The organism is Pseudomonas koreensis, from assembly GCF_012986595.1.
In the GTDB taxonomy this organism is placed as follows: Bacteria; Pseudomonadota; Gammaproteobacteria; order Pseudomonadales; family Pseudomonadaceae; genus Aquipseudomonas; species Aquipseudomonas koreensis.
Map to the genome: position 1 here is coordinate 707,641 of NZ_JAAQYM010000002.1, position 20,834 is coordinate 728,474.

13 protein-coding genes and 1 pseudogene are annotated in these 20,834 nt (G+C 61.0%); 6 read left to right on the top strand and 8 right to left on the bottom strand.

The window, feature by feature from the left end; genetic code table 11:
* The first annotated feature begins 123 nt into the window (after nt 1-123).
* A complete protein-coding gene (locus tag HBN98_RS08410; RefSeq protein WP_083368014.1) occupies nt 124-4,815 on the top strand; it encodes a dermonecrotic toxin domain-containing protein in 4,692 nt (1,563 codons plus the stop codon).
* A 67-nt stretch (nt 4,816-4,882) separates the two neighbouring features.
* Here HBN98_RS08410 and HBN98_RS08415 read toward each other — a convergent pair whose 3' ends face one another.
* From HBN98_RS08415 to HBN98_RS08440, 6 genes are all read right to left on the bottom strand, one after another.
* Nucleotides 4,883-6,121, bottom strand: coding sequence for a hypothetical protein (locus HBN98_RS08415; RefSeq protein ID WP_083368013.1), 1,239 nt, complete (start codon nt 6,119-6,121; stop codon nt 4,883-4,885).
* A gap of 49 nt (nt 6,122-6,170) precedes the next feature.
* Nucleotides 6,171-6,665, bottom strand: coding sequence for a CS1 type fimbrial major subunit (locus tag HBN98_RS08420; RefSeq protein WP_064589039.1), 495 nt, complete (start codon nt 6,663-6,665; stop codon nt 6,171-6,173).
* A 55-nt stretch (nt 6,666-6,720) separates the two neighbouring features.
* Nucleotides 6,721-7,464 carry a hypothetical protein gene (locus HBN98_RS08425; RefSeq protein ID WP_064589040.1) on the bottom strand — a complete coding sequence of 248 codons (744 nt, stop codon included), beginning with the start codon at nt 7,462-7,464 and terminating at the stop codon, nt 6,721-6,723.
* Nucleotides 7,465-7,508: 44 nt separating this feature from the next.
* Nucleotides 7,509-8,768 (bottom strand): hypothetical protein, encoded by a 1,260-nt coding sequence (locus HBN98_RS08430; RefSeq protein ID WP_083368012.1) that lies wholly within the window; start codon nt 8,766-8,768, stop codon nt 7,509-7,511.
* Between the two features lie 2 nt (nt 8,769-8,770).
* Nucleotides 8,771-11,293: a TcfC E-set like domain-containing protein gene (locus HBN98_RS08435; RefSeq protein WP_083368011.1), complete on the bottom strand. Its 2,523-nt coding sequence runs from the start codon at nt 11,291-11,293 to the stop codon at nt 8,771-8,773.
* A 107-nt stretch (nt 11,294-11,400) separates the two neighbouring features.
* Entirely contained in the window at nt 11,401-11,883 is a 483-nt protein-coding gene (locus HBN98_RS08440) for a CS1 type fimbrial major subunit (protein WP_083368010.1), read from the bottom strand.
* Nucleotides 11,884-12,397: 514 nt separating this feature from the next.
* On the opposite strand from HBN98_RS08440, the gene HBN98_RS08445 reads away from it, so the two are divergent.
* Both HBN98_RS08445 and HBN98_RS08450 read left to right on the top strand, forming a co-directional pair.
* Nucleotides 12,398-12,976, top strand: a complete 579-nt coding sequence (locus HBN98_RS08445; protein ID WP_064589044.1) for a PadR family transcriptional regulator — start codon at nt 12,398-12,400, stop codon at nt 12,974-12,976.
* Complete coding sequence (locus HBN98_RS08450) at nt 12,973-13,761, top strand: siderophore-interacting protein (protein WP_083368009.1); 789 nt, start codon at nt 12,973-12,975, stop codon at nt 13,759-13,761. The genes HBN98_RS08445 and HBN98_RS08450 overlap by 4 nt, the downstream gene beginning before the upstream one ends.
* Nucleotides 13,762-13,939: 178 nt before the next feature.
* Here the strand turns inward: HBN98_RS08450 and HBN98_RS08455 are convergent, their stop codons facing one another.
* Together HBN98_RS08455 and HBN98_RS08460 are read right to left on the bottom strand one after the other, a co-directional pair.
* A complete protein-coding gene (locus tag HBN98_RS08455) occupies nt 13,940-14,578 on the bottom strand; it encodes a Pr6Pr family membrane protein (protein WP_064589046.1) in 639 nt (212 codons plus the stop codon).
* A 1-nt stretch (nt 14,579) separates the two neighbouring features.
* Nucleotides 14,580-14,810 (bottom strand): VF530 family protein, encoded by a 231-nt coding sequence (locus HBN98_RS08460; RefSeq protein WP_003227831.1) that lies wholly within the window; start codon nt 14,808-14,810, stop codon nt 14,580-14,582.
* 300 nt (nt 14,811-15,110) lie between these two features.
* Between HBN98_RS08460 and HBN98_RS08465 the strand changes: the two genes are divergently transcribed.
* The 3 genes and pseudogenes from HBN98_RS08465 to HBN98_RS08475 all read left to right on the top strand — a co-directional run bounded on the left by HBN98_RS08465 (nt 15,111) and on the right by HBN98_RS08475 (nt 19,999).
* Nucleotides 15,111-16,472 (top strand): carbohydrate porin, encoded by a 1,362-nt coding sequence (locus tag HBN98_RS08465; protein ID WP_083368008.1) that lies wholly within the window; start codon nt 15,111-15,113, stop codon nt 16,470-16,472.
* A 216-nt stretch (nt 16,473-16,688) separates the two neighbouring features.
* Complete coding sequence (locus HBN98_RS08470) at nt 16,689-19,100, top strand: glucose/quinate/shikimate family membrane-bound PQQ-dependent dehydrogenase (RefSeq protein WP_064589048.1); 2,412 nt, start codon at nt 16,689-16,691, stop codon at nt 19,098-19,100.
* Between the two features lie 528 nt (nt 19,101-19,628).
* Nucleotides 19,629-19,999, top strand: a pseudogene (locus HBN98_RS08475) (DUF6124 family protein).
* The last annotated feature ends 835 nt before the right edge of the window (nt 20,000-20,834 follow it).

Here is a 20,834-nt window from a genome sequence, read left to right on the forward strand (position 1 = left end):
CGTTGAAATGTGGGTGTTTCACCGCGCAAACCCGCCGCGTTTCAAACGGCTTTTTGCGCTTTTTTCGGGCAAGGCGCTTACCTAGTCTGATCGCTCCATTCTTGATCAACGGACGATCAGACCATGCCCAATCCCCCTCTGACAGTGGAACAGTCAGCGCAGGCCCCGTCGGCCTCGGCCGAACACAGTGTCCATTACAAGATCATCCAGACAGCCCTCCCGGACTGGCTGCTGAAAACGTCGCCAGCACGGGTCGCAGCATTGAAACGCGTCAAACTGACCCTGCCCGACTGGCACCGCCAGGCCGCGGCGAGCGCCCACGCCCAACTCAAGGGTGAGATCCAAAAGGCCTGGAGCGCCCAGAACGATGTCGACCGCGCCCTGAGCGACCTGCAGGATGTCTACACCTTCGCCAGACCCTTGCTGCAAAAGGCCTTGAAGGACCGCTTCGGCGTCGAGGATGACGTCGAAGAGACCTGGGTGCGCCTGTACATGCCGGTCAACACGTCGTGGTGGACGTATGATTTTGCTTCGGGCAAACGCAGCCGCACGGTGTCCCTGCTCGATGCAGCCCTGCACAATTTTTCCCGTGACGAATCCTTCAGCGCCGACTCCGAGTTCATCACCCGGCCCGATACTCGAGGGCATTTCGAGATCAAGCCGCTGAAGAGCAAACTCAGCATCAAGCAGTTCCAGACGTTGTGCCGCGAGCTGAATATCGGCGCCAGTTACCAGCGCCATCTGCGCGAGTTCGTGCTGTCGAAAAACCGTGTGGCCAGCAACTACCTGCGCATCAAGGTCATCGAGAGCCAGAAGCAGGCGTTGCGGGTTGCCGCGCGCCTGGCCCTGCTGAAAAAGGACATCGACCAGCGCGGTTTCGACGTGATTCAGGGCATGCTCGAAGACCGCGCCCAGGTGCTGTGGCATGGCCGGCCCGTGCGTTATCACACGCTGAGCATGATGGACACCTCGCTGTCAGGCATCGTCCTGATTGCCAGCGACCTGCTCTGCGCCACCCACCCCGTTCCGGTGATCGCTTACGTCCCGAATGATCCAGAGCACCCGCTCAAGCAATACCCGACGGCGCTGGCGTTGATGAACGAACTGTCCCGCCAACTGCGCGATACGCAATCGAAACCGTCCTATCAAGAGTTCTTCAGCCAGTTCGTCGCGCATCAGCAACGCGGATATTTCTTTGCCCGGTTGAACGAACGACTGAGCAACGTCAAATGGCAACCGGTGCCCGCCGGCTCCAGTTTGCCGACCTGGCGTGAGTGGGCGGTGGATAACCCCAGGCTGCAATTTCGCGTGTCGAGGATCGAGGACGATCGCGAGACCCGTTTCACCGGGGATCTGTGGAAATACCTCTACCAGCAGAAGCTGAACAAGATCCTCAACGACGGCCGGGAAGTCGCCATCTCCACCGAATACGCCGACCGCATGGCGCGCTGGGCCTGGTGGGACAACCTGGAAAGAATACTCTCGGACATCCTCAATGCCGCGTTGCTGGTGGCCCTGCCGTTTGTGCCCGGGCTGGGCACCCTGATGCTGGCGTACACCGCTTATCAACTGACCGATCAGGTGATCGAAGGCATTGTCGACCTCGCTGAAGGCCGGTTGGCGGAAGCCGGCGAGCAGACCATCAGCGTGCTGGAGAGCGTGGTGCAACTGGGGGTGTTCGCCGCAGGCACGACGCTGGGCAATGTCGCGCAGGCGAAACTGTCGTCCTTCTTCGAAGGCTTGAAACCGGTGAAACTGTCCGACGGCCAGACCCGTTTGTGGAACCCTGACCTGAGCCCTTATCGCCAGCCTGAAGCGGCGCTGCCATCGCAAAGCCGACCCGATGCCCAAGGTTTGCATACGCACGGCAAGAAACGACTGCTGCGTGTCGACCAGCAGGTGTTTGAAGTGACCAAGGACCCGGTGACCAATGAACACCGCGTCCGCCACCCGAAACGCCCCGAGGCGTACTCGCCAACACTCAAGCACAACACACGGGGTGCCTGGGTCTGCGAAACGGAGAATCCGCGGCAGTGGCAAGGGTCGCAACTGATGCGGCGAATCGGTCATGCCACCGAGGGTTTCACCGATAAGCAACTGGAGCAGGTCCGCCAACTGACCGGCACCGACGAAGACATCCTGCGCCGCATGCACGTGGAAAACGCCCCGCCGCCGCCCCTGCTCGCCGATACCCTGCAGCGGCTGGGCAACGCTGGTGCACCGAGCGAAGCCGCCGCCGCACCTACGCCCGAGGTGAAACAGCTGCTGGTGGATTGCCCGCAATTGACCACGGTGCTCGCCGAGCGGGTGATCGCCCAGGCGCGCCCGTCGGAATTGCAGCAGATCACCCAACGGCGCACCGTGCCTTTGCGCTTGAAAACCACCGCCCGCGAACTGCAGTTCGAGGTGCAATCGGTCAGGGCCGCTCAGGGTTTGCATCGAGAGGCGCTGAGCAACATCGACAGTGAACGCCTGATCCTGGGCACCCTGCGCCACCACAGCGATACCTTTGCGACGCTGCGCATCGACATTCGCGACGGCACGTTCGACGGCGAGTTGCGTTGCAGCGCCGGGCCCGAATCGGCCGAACGCCATCGCGTCCTGGTGCGCCTCGCCGACGACCGCTATGCCGTGCGCGATGGCAATGACCAGCCGGTTCATCCAGCCAGCGGTTTGTACGAAGCGATGCTCCATGCCGTCGAACAGGATGGGCGCAGTTCGCTGGGTTACCGCACCGGTGAAACCGAACAATTCAAACAATGGATCATCGCCAAGACCGCCGCGCCGAGTGAACGGCGCACCGTGCTGGCCGAACCGCCGATACGCCCGGTTGCCCAGCCCGACACCTTGCTGCTGGTACGCGGCGGCGGTCTGAGCCGTGACGGCGCCACGCTGCACGAACGGATCGCGGATCTGCACCCGCATTTCAGTCCACGCGAGGTCGATGCCTTCGCCGCTGCATTGACCGAACGGGGTGAACCGCTCAAGGCCATCGAAACTCAGGAGAATGACCTTGATGAGTTACGCAAGATTGTCCACCGCTGGCGCTACCAGCAACCGGAGAGCTGGGGCCCCGACCGCCAAGGGTTCAACGGCGGTGGCGGGCGGCATATCTATGAACGCCTGCTCGACTGCTTCGAGCGCAGGAACCAGGAGCTGGGCAACCGCGCGGATCCCGCTTGCTATGCCCTGGATCTGTCCCGCGAGCTGACGTCCGTTAACCTCGAAACCTGGTGGGCCAAGCGCCCGGCGCTGAAAAAATTTCTCGACCGGGTGACTGTGCTCAAACTCGACAACACGCGCTTTGCCACCGACGAAAACGGCCTGCTCAAGGACTTCCCCAATCTGGTCGAACTCAGTGCCAAATATTGCGAGCTGACGACGTTGCCTGTGCGCATCGGCACCACGCTGCGCCGCCTCGAACGCCTGCGGCTGAACAACAACCACATCGTGCTGGATGCTGCCGCCGTCGAACGGCTGCGCAATCTGACCTACCTTGAAGTCCTGAAAATGGACGACAACCCGCTGGGCCTTTCACCAGACCTTTCGCGCATGCCGCGACTGAAAGTGGTGGCGCTGAAAAACACCGGGCTCAGCGAATGGCCGCTGGGCATTCTGAGCAAGCCCAGACCTCGGGGGTTTCTGCTTGATCTGCGCGGCAACCCGCTCACGCAATTGCCCGAAGTGGTCGAAGGTTCGGATGCACAATGGCTGGTGGCGCGCACGCGGCTGGATGTCGCGGCGCTGTCGGAGGTCAATCAGCTTCGCTACCAGGCTCATCGTCGCGCGATGGCACTGCCACCGGAAGCGGTCATGCCTGCCGACCCGACACGAGTGCCCTCCATCGTTTCCTCATACGGCGCCGACTACTGGGGCGATGTGCCGGGTTGGGGGGTCGACCGGGAAACGCCGTGGTCGGAACTGGTGGAAGAACCCGCTGCGGAGCCGTTCATGGCGACGCTGCTCAGTGTGCGTGAATTCCACGACTATCGGGCCGGTGGCGCGGCGCGCGAGCAATTGATGCAACGGGTCTGGCGCATGCTCGATGCCGTGCATCACGACAGTCAGTTGCGCGAAAAGCTGTTCAATATGGTCGTGGCACCGGTGGACTGCGCCGATGCCGGCGCCCAGTTGTTCAACCAGATGGGCATCCATGTGCTGGCGTCCGAGGCCTATGCCTACGCCATCGATGCGAAGGAACTGGAGCAGCAATTGGTGACCCTGGCCAAAGGCGCGGCGCGGCTCAAACAGGTGAACGAGATTGCCCGCGCGGATGTCGCCAGCCGTGGCGGCACGCCAGACGATGTGGAGGTCTACCTGGCTTATCAGACCGGATTGGCAGAGCGCCTCGACTTGCCCTGGCAATCCAGGGGCATGCTCTACCGGCCGGTCTCCGGGGTCACCGACGCAATGATCGATCAGGCCGGCGACACCGTGCTGGCGCTGGGCGAAGGCGATGGTCTGGTCAACGAGATGCTCGAACAGGCCTTCTGGCAAACCCATCTGGAGCAGCGTTACCCAGTGCGGCTGGCGTCGAACAAGCAGCGCTATCTGCAGCTCTTCGACAAGCTCGAGGCGCTACGCAGCACCCAGCGCGAATGGCTCGACGCGCGCACATCGGGGGTGCATCGCATCGCGTTGCGCAACCAGTTGCGCGAGCTCGCCCATGACCTGCCGGTGCCGGACACCGTGGTGTTTGCCGACGAGCCGATCAGCGACGCGATCTATAACCGCGTACTGATCGATCTGGTTGACGAAGAAAAGGAACTCTCGCGGCAACTGACCCGTGAGGCGATGAAGCGCGCCGACCTGTAACACCAGCACGCCCGCGTGCTGACGGCCATTGCAGCCGTCAGCACGCGGGAGCGCTGCCGCGCATGGTTCAGACTTCCGAATCCCAAACCACGGTGACGTTGCCGGAGTAGCGTGTGGGCGCCCCGGGCAAAAAGAGATGCTCGAATCGCTCGACCTCGAAATGCAACGTGCCCGGCTGATGGTCGACATAATGGCCGGGCTGAAAAATCAACGCCCCACTCTCTGTCACCAGTTCCTGGCGCTGGACCGGTCTCCCGACGCTGTCGGTCAAGCCACCCGGCAAGCTCACACTGACTTTCATCGGCACTGACAGGATCGAATCCCGATCAGTCAGGAAACACACTTTTCCATCGCTGAGCGAACACTCCACAAACATTTTGAAGCGCGAGCTGGCGGACAGATTGAACGTCTGATCACGAAACAGCCGCGTCGGTTTGCGCCCGCCGTGCAGCCAGCGCTGCCAGCCTCCGGCGGGGACCAGCTCGACCTTTTCGCCGCCAGGCGGGATGTCGACCTTGAGGGTGTGTTGCACATTGAGGTTGAAGTTGAGGGTCAGTACCGGACTGCTCGGCAACATGACATCGCCGAAGTCGAAATCCGCACCGGGCCCCAGTGTGTAAGTCAGCGAGCCGTCGTAATCGCCGGCGAACATCTGCAAAGGGTCCGGTGCCTCCAGCTCATAAGCGAAATCCAGATACGAGTAACGCATCCACGGCACATCGAATTTCGCCTGTTTGATGCACGCTGCCTGCTCGGGGGTTTTCCAGAAAAAACCGTAGTTGGTGGGGTAGTAGTAACCAAAGCCGCTGTATCCGCAGGGCGCCGGCGCATAGACCCAACTCAACCCCCACAAACGGTTATGCGCCAGGCGATAATCATTGTCGGTGCTGCCGGTCAGCTTGATCACATCCTCTGTTTCATAACGGGAGCCGATGCCGACAATCCGTACCTTCAGACGGTGTGCGGTGCCGGTCTCCCGGTGCAGAACCATCAGTTCTCGCCACTGTGCGGGCACTTGAAACGTAGCGCCCTGACGTGGCGCGTTATTGGCAGGGATAGGGCCGCTGGATTCGAACACGATTGGCACCCGCAGGCTGAACATGTTGTTGTTCGTACACTCCTGTGGGTATTGCGCGCAATAACCGCTGGCCGGGGTGGTGTTCTTGAACTTGTTGAAATGCGGATTCGCCGAATCCGGCTTGAACTCGGCGGTGATGCTCACGTCCTGCGCCATGACTGGCGGCAATCCCAGACATGCCATCAGCAGCGCCGCGCAGCCACTTCGTTTTATGAGATCTGGCGCCATGTCACCTTCATCCTTTTATCGTTTCTGACACCCTGACTGCCTGCCGGCATCAGGGCGCGGCGGCGCTGAAAATCAGGTGGACGCTGCCGTAGTAAGTGCCCGGTTGGTAGCCACCGGCGGGCACCACCGGTTGAATTTCCAGGGGAAAGCGCCCGCCGGCCATGGCCTGCGCCGCCGTCACCACTTCTCGCGGTTGCGGGTCGTGGCTCAGCTCGCGGCCGTTGAAGCTCACGCGCAGGTAGATTTCCTGCCCTTGCCGGCCGTTGGACAAATAGGGCTGCGCATCCAGCCGTGCCTGCAGCGCACTGGTGTCGTGTTTGACGTCGAAGTTCTTGCGCAGCCCGCCCAGTGTCGAATTGCTGATGTTCCACGGCAGGGTCTGTTGCAGATGAATCCAGTTCGATTCGGCGGGAATCACATAGAAGCCGAGGGTCGGAATATCCACCGACACTTCGAAGGTGCGCTCCTCCCTCGCCGCAAATACCGGGGCACTCATCAGCGCCATCACGCCGATCCACAGGGCAATGGGTGATTGCTTGATCATGTCGGGTTACCTGTTGCGTTAAAAATATCCGGCCCGCCAGACGCTCGCGATGGCGTTACTGACTGGCGATGCGCAGCGTCTTTTTGGCCGAGCCTTCGATCAGTTTGAAGCGGTATTCACGGCCCGGCTGCTTGTCGAACTCGAAGGTTTTACCGGCCAGCACGTGATGCTTGGTGATCGGCTCGCACTCGTTTTCGTTCTTCAACGAGCAATTGCGAAACTCATCGACCACCACCACCGTGTTGCCGTTGTTGCGCAACCGGTAAGTGCCGGCGCTGTCCTCGACCACACTGTCGAATCGCGCGTTTTTCGGCCGCACGAAAAACACCGTGCCGAAACCGGTCATCACGTTGACCCCCGCCGTCAGCGACTCCTTGTAGGTTTCCCGCTCTTCGCTGGAGACGGCAAATTCGTCCTCCTTTTCCGGCACCACCGGCACGAAGCGCACCCGGAAATAGCGCTCGGTGTCGCGGTTGCCCATCAGCAGCAGACGTGTGCCCTGCATGCCGTTGGCCGGCACGATCAAGCGCGCCGGGCTGGCCATCAAACCATCACGCCCGGTTTCATCGGCCTGGGTCTTGACGGGCACTTCTCGATGACCGCCATCGGCGTCGTAGATGATTTCGAGGATGTTGACCTTGACGAAGGCCGTGCTGTCGCCGCTGTTGAATACCCGCTTGAGATAGGTGCTTTTGTCTGCGTCCAGATAGTCGTAAACCGTTCCGACATTGATCTGCGGCCCGGCCTGAATCGCCAGAGAACACACGCTCAATCCCACCATCAATCCCAGCCGTCTCATACCCTTGTACCTCCAGTCATTGAACACAACACTTGCGCGGCCCATCAGATTTCCGAGTCCCAGATCACCGTGACGGAGCCGGAATAAGGGCTCGCTACGCTGGCGCTGAGCATCCAGTCCACTTCGTCTTTCGGGACTTCGAAGTGCAGGACGCCGGGGGCGCTATCGACGTAAAAGCCGGGCTCGAATATTTGCGCGTTATTGGCTCCGGCCTGCAGACGCCGGTGCTTGACCGGTTGCCCGGCCAGATCGGTCAAGCCATTGGGCAGGCTGACGCTGACCTGCAACTCGACCGCTCGCCGGCCTGTGGCGTCCTCGATCACGCAATCGAGCGTCGCCCATCGCTTGCATTCGATGTACATCTTGAAACGCGATGACGCGGAAATCTGAAAGGTCTGGTCGCGAAACAGCCGCACCGGTTTGCGTCCTGCCTGTAACCAGCCCTGCCAGCCACCGGCAGGCACCAGCTCGAATTTTTCACCACCGGGCGGGATGTCGATCTTGAGGGTGTGCTGCACATCAAGGCTGAAGTCCAGGGTCACCATCGGATCAGTCGGCAGCATGACGTCGCCGAAGTCGAAATCGCCCAGGGGGCCGACGGCGTAGGAGATCGAGCCGGTGTATTTACCGGAGGCCATCTTCAGCGGATCAGGTGTTTCCAGCTCGTAGGCAAAATCCAGATAGTCGTAACGCATCCACGGAACGTCATACTTCGCCTGTTTTGCACAAACGCCCGCGTAAGGCGTTCGCCAGAAAAACTCATAGAAATTGATGTCGAAAAAACCGTTGCCTGTGAATTGGCAGGGCGCAGGTGCATAGACCCAGCTCGACCCCCACAAACGGTTGTGCGCAATTTGATAGTCGTCGGCACCGCCCACCAGTTTCTTGACGTCATCGGTCACCACGCGGGTGCCGATGCCGGCGATGCGTATGCGGACCTGTTGCGGGGCGCCGGTGCCTTCGTGGATCACGGTCAGGTCACGCCACTCGGCCGGGACCCTGAACATCGGGCCTTGCCGGCCGGACGCATGGTTGGCCAGGATCGGCGCGCGTGAATGGAACTGAATCGGCACCTGCAAACTGAAAAACCGGTTGATCTCGCACTGTTGCGGATGGCTCTGGCAGTAGCCGCTGGGCGGTGTGGTGTTGGTGAATTTGTTCAAGTGCGGATGCGCCGAATCCGGCTTGAACAATGCCGTGATCGTCGCGACCTGGCCCATGACCGGACTGGCAAAAGCCCAAAGCAGCACCCCCTTCATCAGCAACAGGCTGGGGCGTGAAACCAAACAATGGAAAAGAGTCATGCTCAGCCCGCCGTCGCTACGTTGTGGGTCGCGTCCGCCAGGGTGTCCGGCGAACAGCGCAGATCACCGATCATCAGCACGTTGTTTTCACGGCGGTGCTGGTCGATGTCGACGCGGAACTGGCACAGCAACTGGTCGGCATGCCGTACTTCCAGGGTCGGCGAGGCGGCTTTCATTTCCATCGAGAAAAAACCATCGACTTCACTGATCCCGCGGCTGGCGTGGTTGATCACGTGATGGCCCTTGAGCGGACGCCCCTGCGGGTCAAGCAAGCGGCCGAGTACGGTCAGGGTTTTCATCACCCGCACGGTGCGGTACTCCACCCCGCCCTTGTTCAGGTGATAGCGGGCGCGCGCCGGTTCGATGCTCGCCGCCGGCACGTGATTGCCTTCGAAGTCGAAGCTCACCGAACTGTTTTTGTAGGCGGTCAACGGAATGAAATTGCGTCCGGGACGTAGCGCGGCGCTGCCACCGCTGAGGTCGTCGGCGCGCAAGGCGATGCCTTCGATATCCGACTCGACATCGACGATCATCCCGGCACCACGGCCCTGATGCTGGCTGGTCAATGCCAGGCGCTGGCCACCGACCACCAGCGTGCTGTCGAGGTTCAGGCCACCGGTGAACTTGTCGTTGAACGACGAGCGCTGAACAAAACCGTCGCCATTGATCGCGTCGGTACGAAAGGTCGCCAGGCTCGACAGACCGACGCCATAAGTGTCGGTGAGCGCCGTCACTGACACGCTCTGCAAGACGTGGTCCTGCAGGTTTTTGCGGTAGCCGATCGAACCATTGTTGTCGCGGCTGCCGTCGCGGGCGGTACGGCTGCCGATGCTGGCGGAGACCTGCTGACCGGGACCGCCGAGCGCCATGTTGAGGCTCAGGTCGACCCCGCGATTGCGCGCATCGCCACTGCTGTAACTGCCCGGGCGGTCAAACAGCGACAATCGCCAGTTGGAGTCGCTGCCGAACAGTTCGGTGCGTTGCGTCCAGCCCAGGTCGACGCCGACCCCCTCGACATTGCCCTCACTGTGGGACACCCGCGCACTGAGCGAACTCTTGCGGCTGATCCGGTGATTGAGCGCCAGCGACGAATTGCTGGTCTCACCGGTGAAAACATTGCGCTGACGCACACGCGTGCCATCGGGCAGCGTGTCGTACAGGTTGGTGGTGTCGAGCCAGCTGCGATTGTGGCTGACCACCAGGCTGCCGGCGCCGTAGTTGTACAAGCCCTGCAGATCGGCGCCGGTGCCGTGATCGCGGGTCTGGTAGAGATTGGCGTAAAGGCTGACGTTGTTGCCCAGCGTCCAATCGATGGAGCTGCCGTATTGCAACGTGTCCTGAACCTGGCGTGCCGACAGACCGAGGATCACGCGCGGGTGCAGCAGGTAGTTGATCGAGGCGCCCGCCGTCGCGCCGCCGTTGTTTTGCTGCTCCCAGTTGCTCAGCAGTTTGCTTTCCTGCCCGGCAAACAGGTTGTAACGCCAGCGCTCATCATGGTTGCGCCAGTTATTGGGCTTGTAGATCAGCTCCTGGGTGGTCGACGTGATCTGGCCGTCTTCGATCAGCCGCACCTCCACCTCGTAAATACCGCCGGGCAGCGAGCGGGTATCAAGCGTCTGCAGGCCGGCGGGCACCGCTTGCGTATTGATCAGCAAGCCATCGCGGTAGATCTCGACCGAACCCTGGCGGTTGGCGGTGACGTACACCGGGTACACGCTGGGTGTCGGGTTGTCGATGGCCAGACTGTCGGAACTGCCCACCATCACGCCCACGGCGGTGTCGGGGCTGCTGCCGAACGCGCGCGGTTGCCGCGTCAAGCCTTCGGAATTGGGGGTGAAATAGCCCAGGCGGAAAAAACTGCCTTGCAGCTCGCGCTGGGTATAGAGCTCATGCACGGCGTGATAAGTCTTGTCGTCAGGCCCGCCGAGCCGAGCCACTTGCATGTTGAAGCTCTGGCTCCAGTTGCCCAGGCTGGCACTGGCCTCAAGACCGAAACGACCGCCCAGATCTTGCGCCTGACCACCGTTGAGGTTGAGTTGATTACGCACCATCAGGCCGCTGCTGCCGCCGTCGGGCTGGTCGTAATAACGCTTGGCTTCACTGTCGCGCTCGGCATTGGCAGTGACGATCGACAGCAACGAGTTTTCCAGGTTGTAGTGCACCGCGAGCATCTGCTCCGGGCATTGCCCGCTACAACTGCCCAGCGCTACACCGGGCTTGAGGATCTCGGCCCAGGTCTCGCGTTCGCTGGCACTGAAGCGGCTGTCGCTGGTGTCGGTGAATTCGAGCAAGGTCACCCGGTCATCACGCGACAAGACCACCATGGCTTCGCCCAGTGGTTGTTGATCAAGTTCCACCCGCACCGCCAACGGCACATCGAAGAAGTGTTCTTCGAACTCCGCCGGCAAGCCTTTGGCCTGGGCCAATAAACTTCGCGGCGTATTATCAACGGACGTGGGCGCCGCAAATGCACTGCTACATAACAGCAGCGCAAGCGCTGTCGCGATGGGCGTCATCGGGAACATGGAAAGTACTCTTTTTTCAATAATTCGAAGCTCGGCCGACAAACCGCAAAGTTTGCCGACCGATGACGCGACTTTTAACAGTCAGCGTTTTTTCGTCGCAGTCATACTTAGACGGAAGGTTCGACCACCAGCATGACGACACCGGTAAAGTCACCGGCTTCGGGCTTGCCGGTCAGGCCTTTGGCCGAGATCTTGAACGGCGCGCGGTAACGGGTGTTGGACTCTTCTTTACCGACGACTTCCTGCGAAGTGGTGGTGAGTTCCTTGCCATTGAGTTCGACCTTCAGGTCGATCGTGCTGGCGCCAGCGATCAACTTGGGCACGCCTTCCAGACGGGCGTGAACCTTGCCGGCGGTGTGCAGCACATCGAAGTGCCCGTTGACTTCCCGCATGGAGTTGGTGGCCGGGTTGAAGCTCATGTCCTGGTCCTTGTTGACCAGGTCCGAATCGACTGGCACTGCATAGAAATCATCGGTCGGCACATTAGCAACGATATTGATGGAGTGCCTGGCTTCAGTGGCCGCGAACGCCATCGAGGAGCCCAAAGCCAGAACAGCCAGCGGAGCAGCAAATGCGATTTTCTTGAACATCTTTCAGTACCTGTTTTTTAAATAAGAAGGCTAAGTATTAAAAGTTTCGCCAGAGTAAACGTCATCAAGCGTTTTGTTCCCGCGAAAGTTTTAATGCCGAAAGATGATCAAGCAAATGCTCTTCAAAGTAAGCCGGAAACTTCCCACAGGGGTGTAGCCTGGAGGTCATTACATTAGAGTGAAAAAACCGCGATATTTAAAGAAACACCTGACTGACTGTAAGAGCCAGACTACAAAAGGCCAAATAACTGACCGAGCAGGCCACAACTAACAGCGAAATTTCCGTCAGACATGGACCACACTTCCCGTAAATAAGAAGTGAATCGTTAGTTTAGAGAGTTAGCACTAATCTGCGCGTTTGCCGGTGCATTGAAAAGCCCCGTTTCCGGGTCAATGCGTGTCATTCGTCGATTCGCTGTCGAGGCAGACGCCGCTCGACCATCCGTCAGAAGGTCTTGCTCAATCCTTAAGATATATCTTAAGTTGTATCTAAAGACGACAGAGAGAAGGAACCATGAGAGACCATCATCCGCCCCACCCTCATCATCACCCCGCCCACGGCGACGGCCTCGAGCGCCGTCCCGGTCGCGAACGCGGCGGTCGCGGGCCACGGGTGTTCGCCCCCGGCGACCTGAAATTGCTGCTGTTGGCGCTGATCGCCGAACAGCCGTGCCACGGTTACGACCTGATCCGCCAGATCGAAGGCATGTTCGATGGCGCCTACAGCCCCAGCCCCGGCGTGATCTACCCGACCCTGACCTTTCTGGAAGAAAGCGATTTGATCAGCGGCGATGCCGACGGCGGCAAAAAACGCTACAGCGTGACCGACGCCGGTCGTTTGTCTTTAAGCGAGCAGGCCGTTGCACTGGACGGCGTGCGCATGCGCATCGACGTCAGCAAGCGCTCGTTGCGCGGCCATGATCGGCCGCCGGAAATCCACGAAGCGGTGCACAACCTGCGCCATGCGTTGCAACTGCACCACGGGCGCTGGAGCGCCGAAGAAATCCTGCGCGTGCGAGACCTGCTCAACGACACCGCCAAAGCCATTGTCGACGGCCCCGCCGTTCAATCTGCCCCGGAGAAAGCCGAATGACTGCAGTCGATACCCAAACCATTCACCGCGTGATGCACGAAATCAAACGCCGCAAGCTTGAGGTATTGCGCGTGGTCGACCTGACCCCGCGCATGCGTCGCATCACCCTCGGCGGGCCGGAGCTGGCCGGGTTCATCAGCCTGGGCACGGACGATCACGTCAAGTTGCTGTTCCCGCAGAACGCCGAGCAAAGCGCCGCGCTGGAGACCCTGGTGCTCGGCGCCGGCAAAAGCGCCGGGCCGATGCCCGAGATGCGCGACTACACCCCGCGCCGTTACGATCTGGACACACTCGAGCTGGACATCGACTTCGTCCTCCACGGCGACGGCCCTGCCTCGACCTGGGCGGAACAGGCTGAACCCGGGCAGTTTCTGCACATCGGCGGGCCGCGCGGCTCGATGATCGTGCCGGACATCTTCGACAGCTATCTGCTGATCGGCGACGAAACCGCCCTCCCCGCCATCGCCCGCCGACTCGAAGGCCTGGCGGCCAATCGCAAGGCGCTGGTGGTGATCGAAGTGGAAAACGGTGCCGAGCAACAGGTGCTGGAGAGTGCGGCGCAGGTCAATGTGATCTGGGTGCTGCGCGAGGGCGGCAAGGACAACCTGCTGACCACCGTCAAACAACTGCAGGTGCCCAAGGGCAACCTGTATGCGTGGGTGGCGACCGAGACCAAGGTTTCGCGGCAGATTCGCCGGGTGCTGATTGATGAGCATGGGCTGGATGAGCAGCTCATCAAAGCCGTCGGCTACTGGCGGGCCGAGGGTACTTCCGAGGAGGAATGACGTTCACTCCACGGTGAAAATGAACACCTTTGTGGCGAGGGAGCTTGCTCCCGCCGGGCTGCGAAGCAGCCCCAAAAACTGCAATCGCATTGCATCAGGTAAATCGCAAGTACAGGTTTTGCGACTGCTGCGCAGACGAGCGGGAGCAAGCTCCCTCGCCACAGAATGTTGTTTGATCTCAGGATCGGAGGCCGCGCCAGCGGTCGAGGCCGATCAGCGCCAGCCCAATCAGCACAAACCCCAGCAATATCCCCCCGGCATTGATGAATACCTGTGCATAACCCAGTGTCGCCACATCAATGAACGGGTACGCATACGCGCCCAGCAGATGCCCGCGCAGCAAGGCGTAGATGAAATACACCAGCGGGTAAATCAGCCACAGCGGCAAGTGCCACAGGCGCAACGTTCCTTTGGGCACGCAGCACCACCAGTAGCCGAGAAACAGCAGCGGCATGACATCGTGCAGCAATTCGTCAGCGATAAACTGCCAGCCCTGCGGGTGCCACAAGTGCCGCAGCAAAAGGCTGTAGGCCAGACCGACCACCGCGATGCTGACGGCGATCCCGCTGCTGACCCACGGCTGCAGAAACCAGCGCTGCGCAGCGGATTCGCGGCGGGTGACTGCGCAGGTCAGCACGGTCGCGACCAGGGTGTTGGTCAATACCGTGAAGTAACTGAAGAAACTCACCAGCCCACCCAGCAGGCTGGCGTCGACACTCAGCCGCGCGAGGAAAATCAGGTACAACTGAATGCTCAACCCGGCCCAGCCGAGGCTGGCGATTACCGTGAGCAGGCGTCGTCGCGCAACGGCGTCCATCTCAAAGCGGTCGCTTGGTGCGCATCAGTTTCACGTACAAGCGCTCGACCTTTTCCCGCGCCCACGGGGTTTTACGCAGGAAAGTCAGGCTCGACTTGATGCTCGGATCGCTCTTGAAGCAGCGGATATCGATGCGCTCGGCCAACCCCGACCACTCGTAATGCGCCACCAGCGCATTGAGGATCTGTTCGAGGGTTACGCCATGCAGCGGATCGGGAGTGTGGTCGTTCATGCCAGGCCTTTGGACGGAGTGAAAATGCACAAGCCGCGCACCTTAGCCGAGGGGCCGGTCAGGTGGAAGGCCTTGCATCAAATGTAGGCCAACCGAAGAAGATCGCAGCCTGCGCCCAGCGCCACAATGCGCCCGTTTGCCGCACTGTTACCGAATCCGAAACGCTGCATGTCTGCAAAAGCCCTTTGTCTTTTTGTTACAGATCATTATCCTGCCGCCCTTCAGCTGAATCGCTTCACTGCCTGCGTCAAATTGAAGCGCTCGGTTCACCCCCGGAAAACACCCAAAAAAGACTGATCCATGCCTGATTTTTCCTTCTCTCGAGACAGCGCTATCTCAGCCCTGCGCCTGCTCGGCGGTTGCACCGCGCTCGGCTTCGCCACCTACGCCCAGGCGGCCCCCGCCTTCGACAGCGACTCACCGTGGATGCTCGGTGACTGGAACGGCACCCGTACCGAACTTTCGGAAAAAGGCTACGACTTCAAACTCGATTACACCGGCGAAATGGGCAGCAACCTGGGCGGCGGCTACGACCACGATCGCACCGCGCGCTACAGCGACCAGTTCGGACTGGGCACGCACCTGGATCTGCAAAAGATCCTCGGCTGGGACGATGCCGAGTTTCAACTGACGATCACCAAGCGCAGCGGCAACAACATCAGCAACGACCGGATCAACGATCCGCGCGTCGGCGGCTTCACCTCGGCCCAGGAAGTCTGGGGCCGTGGCCAGACCACGCGCCTGACGCAGATGTGGTACCAGCAGAAATTCTTCGACCAGAAGCTCGACATCAAGGTCGGCCGGTTCGGTGAAGGCGAAGACTTCAACAGCTTCCCGTGCGACTTCCAGAACCTGGCGTTCTGCGGCTCGCAGGTCGGCAACTGGGTCGGCGGCATCTGGTACAACTGGCCGGTCAGCCAGTGGGCGCTGCGGGTCAAATATCACCTGACCCCAGAGCTGTACGCCCAGGTCGGCGCCTACGAGCAGAACCCGTCGAACCTCGATCGCGGCAACGGCTTCAAACTCAGCGGCAGCGGCACCCAAGGCGCCGTATTGCCGGTCGAACTGGTGTGGACGCCGAAACTCAATGGTCTGCCGGGTGAATACCGCGCCGGTTACTACTACAGCAGCGCCAAGGCTGCCGACGTCTATAAGGACCAGAACGGCCAGCCTGCCGCGCTGAGCGGCGAAGCCTACCGCAGCGCGTCGAGCAAGCACGGCGTGTGGTTCGGCGCGCAACAGCAAGTCACCAGCATCGCCAGTGACCACTCGCGCGGCCTGAGCGTGTTCGCCAACGCGACGATGCACGACAAGAAAACCAACGCGATCGACAACTATGTGCAGGCCGGGGTGGTCTACAAAGGCCCGTTCGATGCCCGTGCCAAGGACGACATCGGTTTTGCCCTGGCCCGCGTGCACGTCAACCCGGCCTTTCGCAAAAACGCCGAAGCGAGCAACCGCGCCAATGCCGTCTACGACTACGACGACCCGACGTTCCTGCCGCCGCAAGACACCGAATACAGCGCCGAGCTCTATTACGGCGTGCACGTCGCCAACTGGCTGACCGTGCGCCCGAACCTGCAATACATCCGCCATCCGGGCGGTGTGGACCAGGTCGATGACGCGCTGATCGCGGGGATCAAGATCCAGTCGTCGTTCTAAAGCACACCACGGATCAAATGTAGGAGTGAGCCTGCTCGCGATAGCGGTGTTTCAGGCGACATCTCCAGAGACTGACACACCGCCATCGCGAGCAGGCTCACTCCTACAGATGAATTTCGTTAGCTACACAAGTTTTATCTGAACCATACCTGTGCCCAATCGTCATCTAAAGTGACTACAGCGCGGGACTACATAAACGTCACGGAGAATCACACTATGAGCACCGAAAGTGCTTCGAGTCGGGGCCGTCTGCTACCGAGCCTGCTCGGCATTCTGCTTCTACTGATGGGCCTGGCCATGCTGGCCGGGGGAGTCAAGCTGAGCATGCTCGGCGGCTCGCTGTACTACCTGCTGGCCGGTATCGGCATCGCCCTGTCCGGCATCCTGTTGCTGCTGCGTCGTCGCGCGGCACTGGGCCTGTACGCCATCGTGCTGTTCGCCAGCACCGTGTGGGCGCTGTGGGAAGTCGGTCTGGACTGGTGGCAACTGGTGCCGCGTCTGGCGCTGTGGTTCGTGCTCGGCATCGTGATGCTGCTGCCGTGGTTCCGCCGTCCATTGCTGCTCGCAGGCCCGGCGCCGATGGGCACCGGTGGCCTGACCGTCGCTGTGGTCCTGGCCGGCGTCACGGCCCTGGCCAGCCTGTTCACCCATCCGGGTGAAACCTTCGGCGAACTGGGCCGCGACACCGCGGAAATGACCAGCACCGCGCCAGCCATGCCGGATGGCGACTGGCAGGCCTACGGCCGCACCGAATTCGGTGACCGCTACTCGCCGCTCAAGCAGATCACCCCGGCCAACGTCGGCAAGCTGCAAGAAGCCTGGCGCATCCAGACCGGCGACCTGCCGACGGCTGATGACCCGGTGGAACTGACCAACGAAAACACCCCGCTCAAAGCCAACGGCATGCTCTATGCCTGCACCGCGCACAGCAAAGTGCTGGCGCTGGACCCGGACACCGGCAAGGAAATCTGGCGCTTCGACCCGCAGATCAAGAGCCCGGTGGGCTTCAAGGGCTTCGCCCACATGACCTGCCGTGGCGTGTCGTACTACGACGAAGCCGCTTACGCCAAGTCTGAAAACGCCGCGTCGGCCGTGATCTCCGAAGCCGGCAAAGCCGTTGCCCAGGCCTGCCCGCGTCGTCTGTACCTGCCAACCGCGGATGCCCGCCTGATCGCGCTGAACGCCGACACCGGCAAGATCTGCGAAGGCTTCGGCAAAAACGGTGTGGTCGACCTGACCCAAGGCATCGGCCCGTTCACCGCCGGCGGCTACTACTCCACTTCGCCAGCGGCGATTACCCGTGATCTGGTGATCATGGGCGGTCACGTTACCGACAACGAATCGACCAACGAGCCATCGGGCGTGATCCGCGCCTTCGACGTGCGCGACGGCCACCTCGTGTGGAACTGGGACAGCGACAAGCCGGACGCCACCGAGCCATTGGCCCCGGGCGAAACCTACAGCCGCAACTCGGCCAACATGTGGTCGCTGGCCAGCGTCGACGAAAAACTCGGCATGGTCTTCCTGCCACTGGGCAACCAGACCCCAGACCAGTGGGGCGCTGACCGCACCCCTGGCGCCGAGAAATTCAGCGCCGGTATCGTGGCCCTCGACCTGGCCACCGGTAAAGTGCGCTGGAACTACCAGTTCACCCACCACGACCTGTGGGACATGGACGTTGGCAGCCAGCCAACCCTGCTCGACATGAAAACCGCCGACGGCGTGAAACCTGCGCTGATCGCTCCGACCAAACAGGGCAGCCTGTACGTCCTCGACCGTCGTGACGGCACGCCGATCATCCCGATCCGCGAAATCCCGGTACCGCAAGGCGCCGTGAAAGGCGACCACACCGCCCCGACCCAGGCCCGTTCGGACCTCAACCTGCTGGCACCGGAACTGACCGAAAAAGCCATGTGGGGCGCCAGCCCGTTCGACCAGATGCTGTGCCGCATCCAGTTCAAGGAACTGCGCTACGAAGGCCAGTACACGCCTCCGTCGGAGCAAGGCAGCCTGATCTATCCGGGTAACGTTGGCGTGTTCAACTGGGGCGGTGTCTCGGTCGACCCGGTTCGCCAGATGCTGTTCACCAGCCCGAACTACATGGCCTTCGTCTCGAAAATGGTGCCACGCGAAAAAGTCGCCGCCGGCAGCAAACGCGAAAGCGAAACCGCTGGCGTGCAACCGAACACTGGCGCGCCATACGCCGTGATCATGCACCCGTTCATGTCGCCACTCGGCGTACCGTGCCAGGCCCCGGCCTGGGGCTACGTCGCCGGTATCGACCTGACCACCGGCAAAGTCGTGTGGAAACGCAAGAACGGCACCAGCCGCGACAGCTCGCCAATCCCGATCGGCTTCACCCTCGGCGTACCAAGCATGGGCGGCTCGATGGTGACTGCGGGCGGCGTCGGCTTCCTCAGCGGCACCCTCGACCAGTACCTGCGCGCCTACGACGTGAACACCGGTAAAGAACTGTGGAAATCGCGTCTGCCGGCAGGCGGCCAAGCGACCCCAATGACCTACACCGGCAAGGACGGCAAGCAATACGTCCTGCTGGTCGTCGGTGGCCACGGCTCGCTGGGCACCAAGATGGGTGACTACGTGATTGCGTACAAACTGCCGGAATAAGTTTTAGCGGCGGTAAAAATGAAGGCGATGTCCCGCAGGGGGCACCGCCTTTTTTGTGCACGCCAATTTTGCATCCACAGGAGAAACATGTGGGAGCGAGCCTGCTCGCGAAGGCGTCAGCACATTCAACATCTACGGTGCCTGACACAGCGCTTTCGCGAGCAGGCTCGCTCCCACAGTTTGAGATGTGTTGGCCTGTGGGAAATGTACTTGTCCTACAGACGTTGAAAGTTGCGCGGAGTTTTCCGACAAGTCGCGTCGGTTGTGCCTCGGAAATCGGCTGGATAGGCTCGGGGGGTCGCTGCAAATTCAGCGAACGGGCGTCGCGGCCCGATAACTGATGCATAATCGCCAACCTCACGGCACCTCGGTGCCTGTAGTTTGTGTCATGGCGGCTGTGCGTGGGATACCTTCGTTGGGGGTATGCCGATTTCTCAGTTATCGGTCCGCGAACCCGCGTACAGCTGCCACCTCACATTGCGTCGCGGCAATTGGGTGGAGCTCCATTTCACAAACTGAGACTTGATCATGAAAAAGCCAACACCAAACCCACCTGAAACCGACGACACCTCGCCCTACGAATCAATCGACTCGAAAAAACTTCACGACGCCGCGAACGCGCTCTCGACCACTACCTGAAACCGTCCGCCGCCCTCAAATTGCACAAACCGAGCACCCTGTTCCAGGTTGCCCCGGGCATGGACAACGAGAGCCTGCTGGTCCACGCCTGCGAATCACTGGCCTCGGCGAACATCATGACCAGCGACATTGCGGCCTATGTCGACCCGCCGCAGCGGCACACCCTCCTCGCGATCCAGCAAATCATCATGCTGGCTGAGCTGGCGGTGAATCGCGTGCTGGATAATGTCGAAATCGCACAAACCCCAGCACACAGCTGAACCTTTGTGGGAGCGAGCCTGCTCGCGAAGGCGTTAGCACCTCCAACACTTCTGGTGACTGACACACCGCTTTCGCGAGCAGGCTCGCTCCCACAGTTGGATTGAGTGCATTCAGCTGGAGATTGGTCGGCTGTCAGGCCGCCATCGCGAGCAGGCTCACTCCTACAGTTGGGTTGGGTGCGTTCAGTTGGAGACTGGTCGGCTCGCAGGCCGCCATCGCGAGCAGGCTCACTCCTACAGTTGGATTGGGTGCATTCAGTTGGAGACTGGTCGGCTGTCAGGCCGCCATCGCGAGCAGGCTCACTCCTACAGTTGGATTGGGTGCGTTCAGCTGGAGACTGGTCGGCTGTCAGGCCGCCATCGCTGGCAAGCCACACAGAAATCAACAGCAGACCGCATCCGCTTCTCACCACTCAACAGGATGAGCGTTAGCTCGGCTGCAGCTCTTGATCTTGCCGTACCGGCCCCTTCGGCAGGCTGAGTGGAGGGGTTCATCCGGGGGTGGGAGCGCAGCGACCGTTCGACGAAGTCGAACACAGCGAGAGGAGGTGCAGCGAAGCAAACCGTAGGCGCTGCCCCCGGATGAACCCCGCAACGAAGGAACCCGAGCCACGGCGAGGGCCGAACGCCGGGGCCCAGCGTTTTGGTTACTTTTGGGCGTCTGCAAAAGTGACTCGCTGTAAAAGCGAAACCGCCAGCCGCCACACCCGCAAAAACGGATATTCACCCAAAACCCAAGAGCATGGTCGGCCCAGAGGCCGCCAAGTCCAAAAAACACACCCCTGTCAAAACCCTGAACACAATCAGAAACACCGCCCCCCATTGAAACCACCCA

What these genes read in the sequence shown, in the direction of transcription:
- HBN98_RS08410 (WP_083368014.1), top strand. Translation starts at nt 124, where the DNA reads ATGCCCAATCCCCCTCTGACAGTGGAACAGTCAGCGCAGGCCCCGTCG.
- HBN98_RS08415 (WP_083368013.1), bottom strand. Translation starts at nt 6,121, where the DNA reads ATGGCGCCAGATCTCATAAAACGAAGTGGCTGCGCGGCGCTGCTGATG.
- HBN98_RS08420 (WP_064589039.1), bottom strand. Translation starts at nt 6,665, where the DNA reads ATGATCAAGCAATCACCCATTGCCCTGTGGATCGGCGTGATGGCGCTG.
- HBN98_RS08425 (WP_064589040.1), bottom strand. Translation starts at nt 7,464, where the DNA reads ATGAGACGGCTGGGATTGATGGTGGGATTGAGCGTGTGTTCTCTGGCG.
- HBN98_RS08430 (WP_083368012.1), bottom strand. Translation starts at nt 8,768, where the DNA reads ATGACTCTTTTCCATTGTTTGGTTTCACGCCCCAGCCTGTTGCTGATG.
- HBN98_RS08435 (WP_083368011.1), bottom strand. Translation starts at nt 11,293, where the DNA reads ATGTTCCCGATGACGCCCATCGCGACAGCGCTTGCGCTGCTGTTATGT.
- HBN98_RS08440 (WP_083368010.1), bottom strand. Translation starts at nt 11,883, where the DNA reads ATGTTCAAGAAAATCGCATTTGCTGCTCCGCTGGCTGTTCTGGCTTTG.
- HBN98_RS08445 (WP_064589044.1), top strand. Translation starts at nt 12,398, where the DNA reads ATGAGAGACCATCATCCGCCCCACCCTCATCATCACCCCGCCCACGGC.
- HBN98_RS08450 (WP_083368009.1), top strand. Translation starts at nt 12,973, where the DNA reads ATGACTGCAGTCGATACCCAAACCATTCACCGCGTGATGCACGAAATC.
- HBN98_RS08455 (WP_064589046.1), bottom strand. Translation starts at nt 14,578, where the DNA reads ATGGACGCCGTTGCGCGACGACGCCTGCTCACGGTAATCGCCAGCCTC.
- HBN98_RS08460 (WP_003227831.1), bottom strand. Translation starts at nt 14,810, where the DNA reads ATGAACGACCACACTCCCGATCCGCTGCATGGCGTAACCCTCGAACAG.
- HBN98_RS08465 (WP_083368008.1), top strand. Translation starts at nt 15,111, where the DNA reads ATGCCTGATTTTTCCTTCTCTCGAGACAGCGCTATCTCAGCCCTGCGC.
- HBN98_RS08470 (WP_064589048.1), top strand. Translation starts at nt 16,689, where the DNA reads ATGAGCACCGAAAGTGCTTCGAGTCGGGGCCGTCTGCTACCGAGCCTG.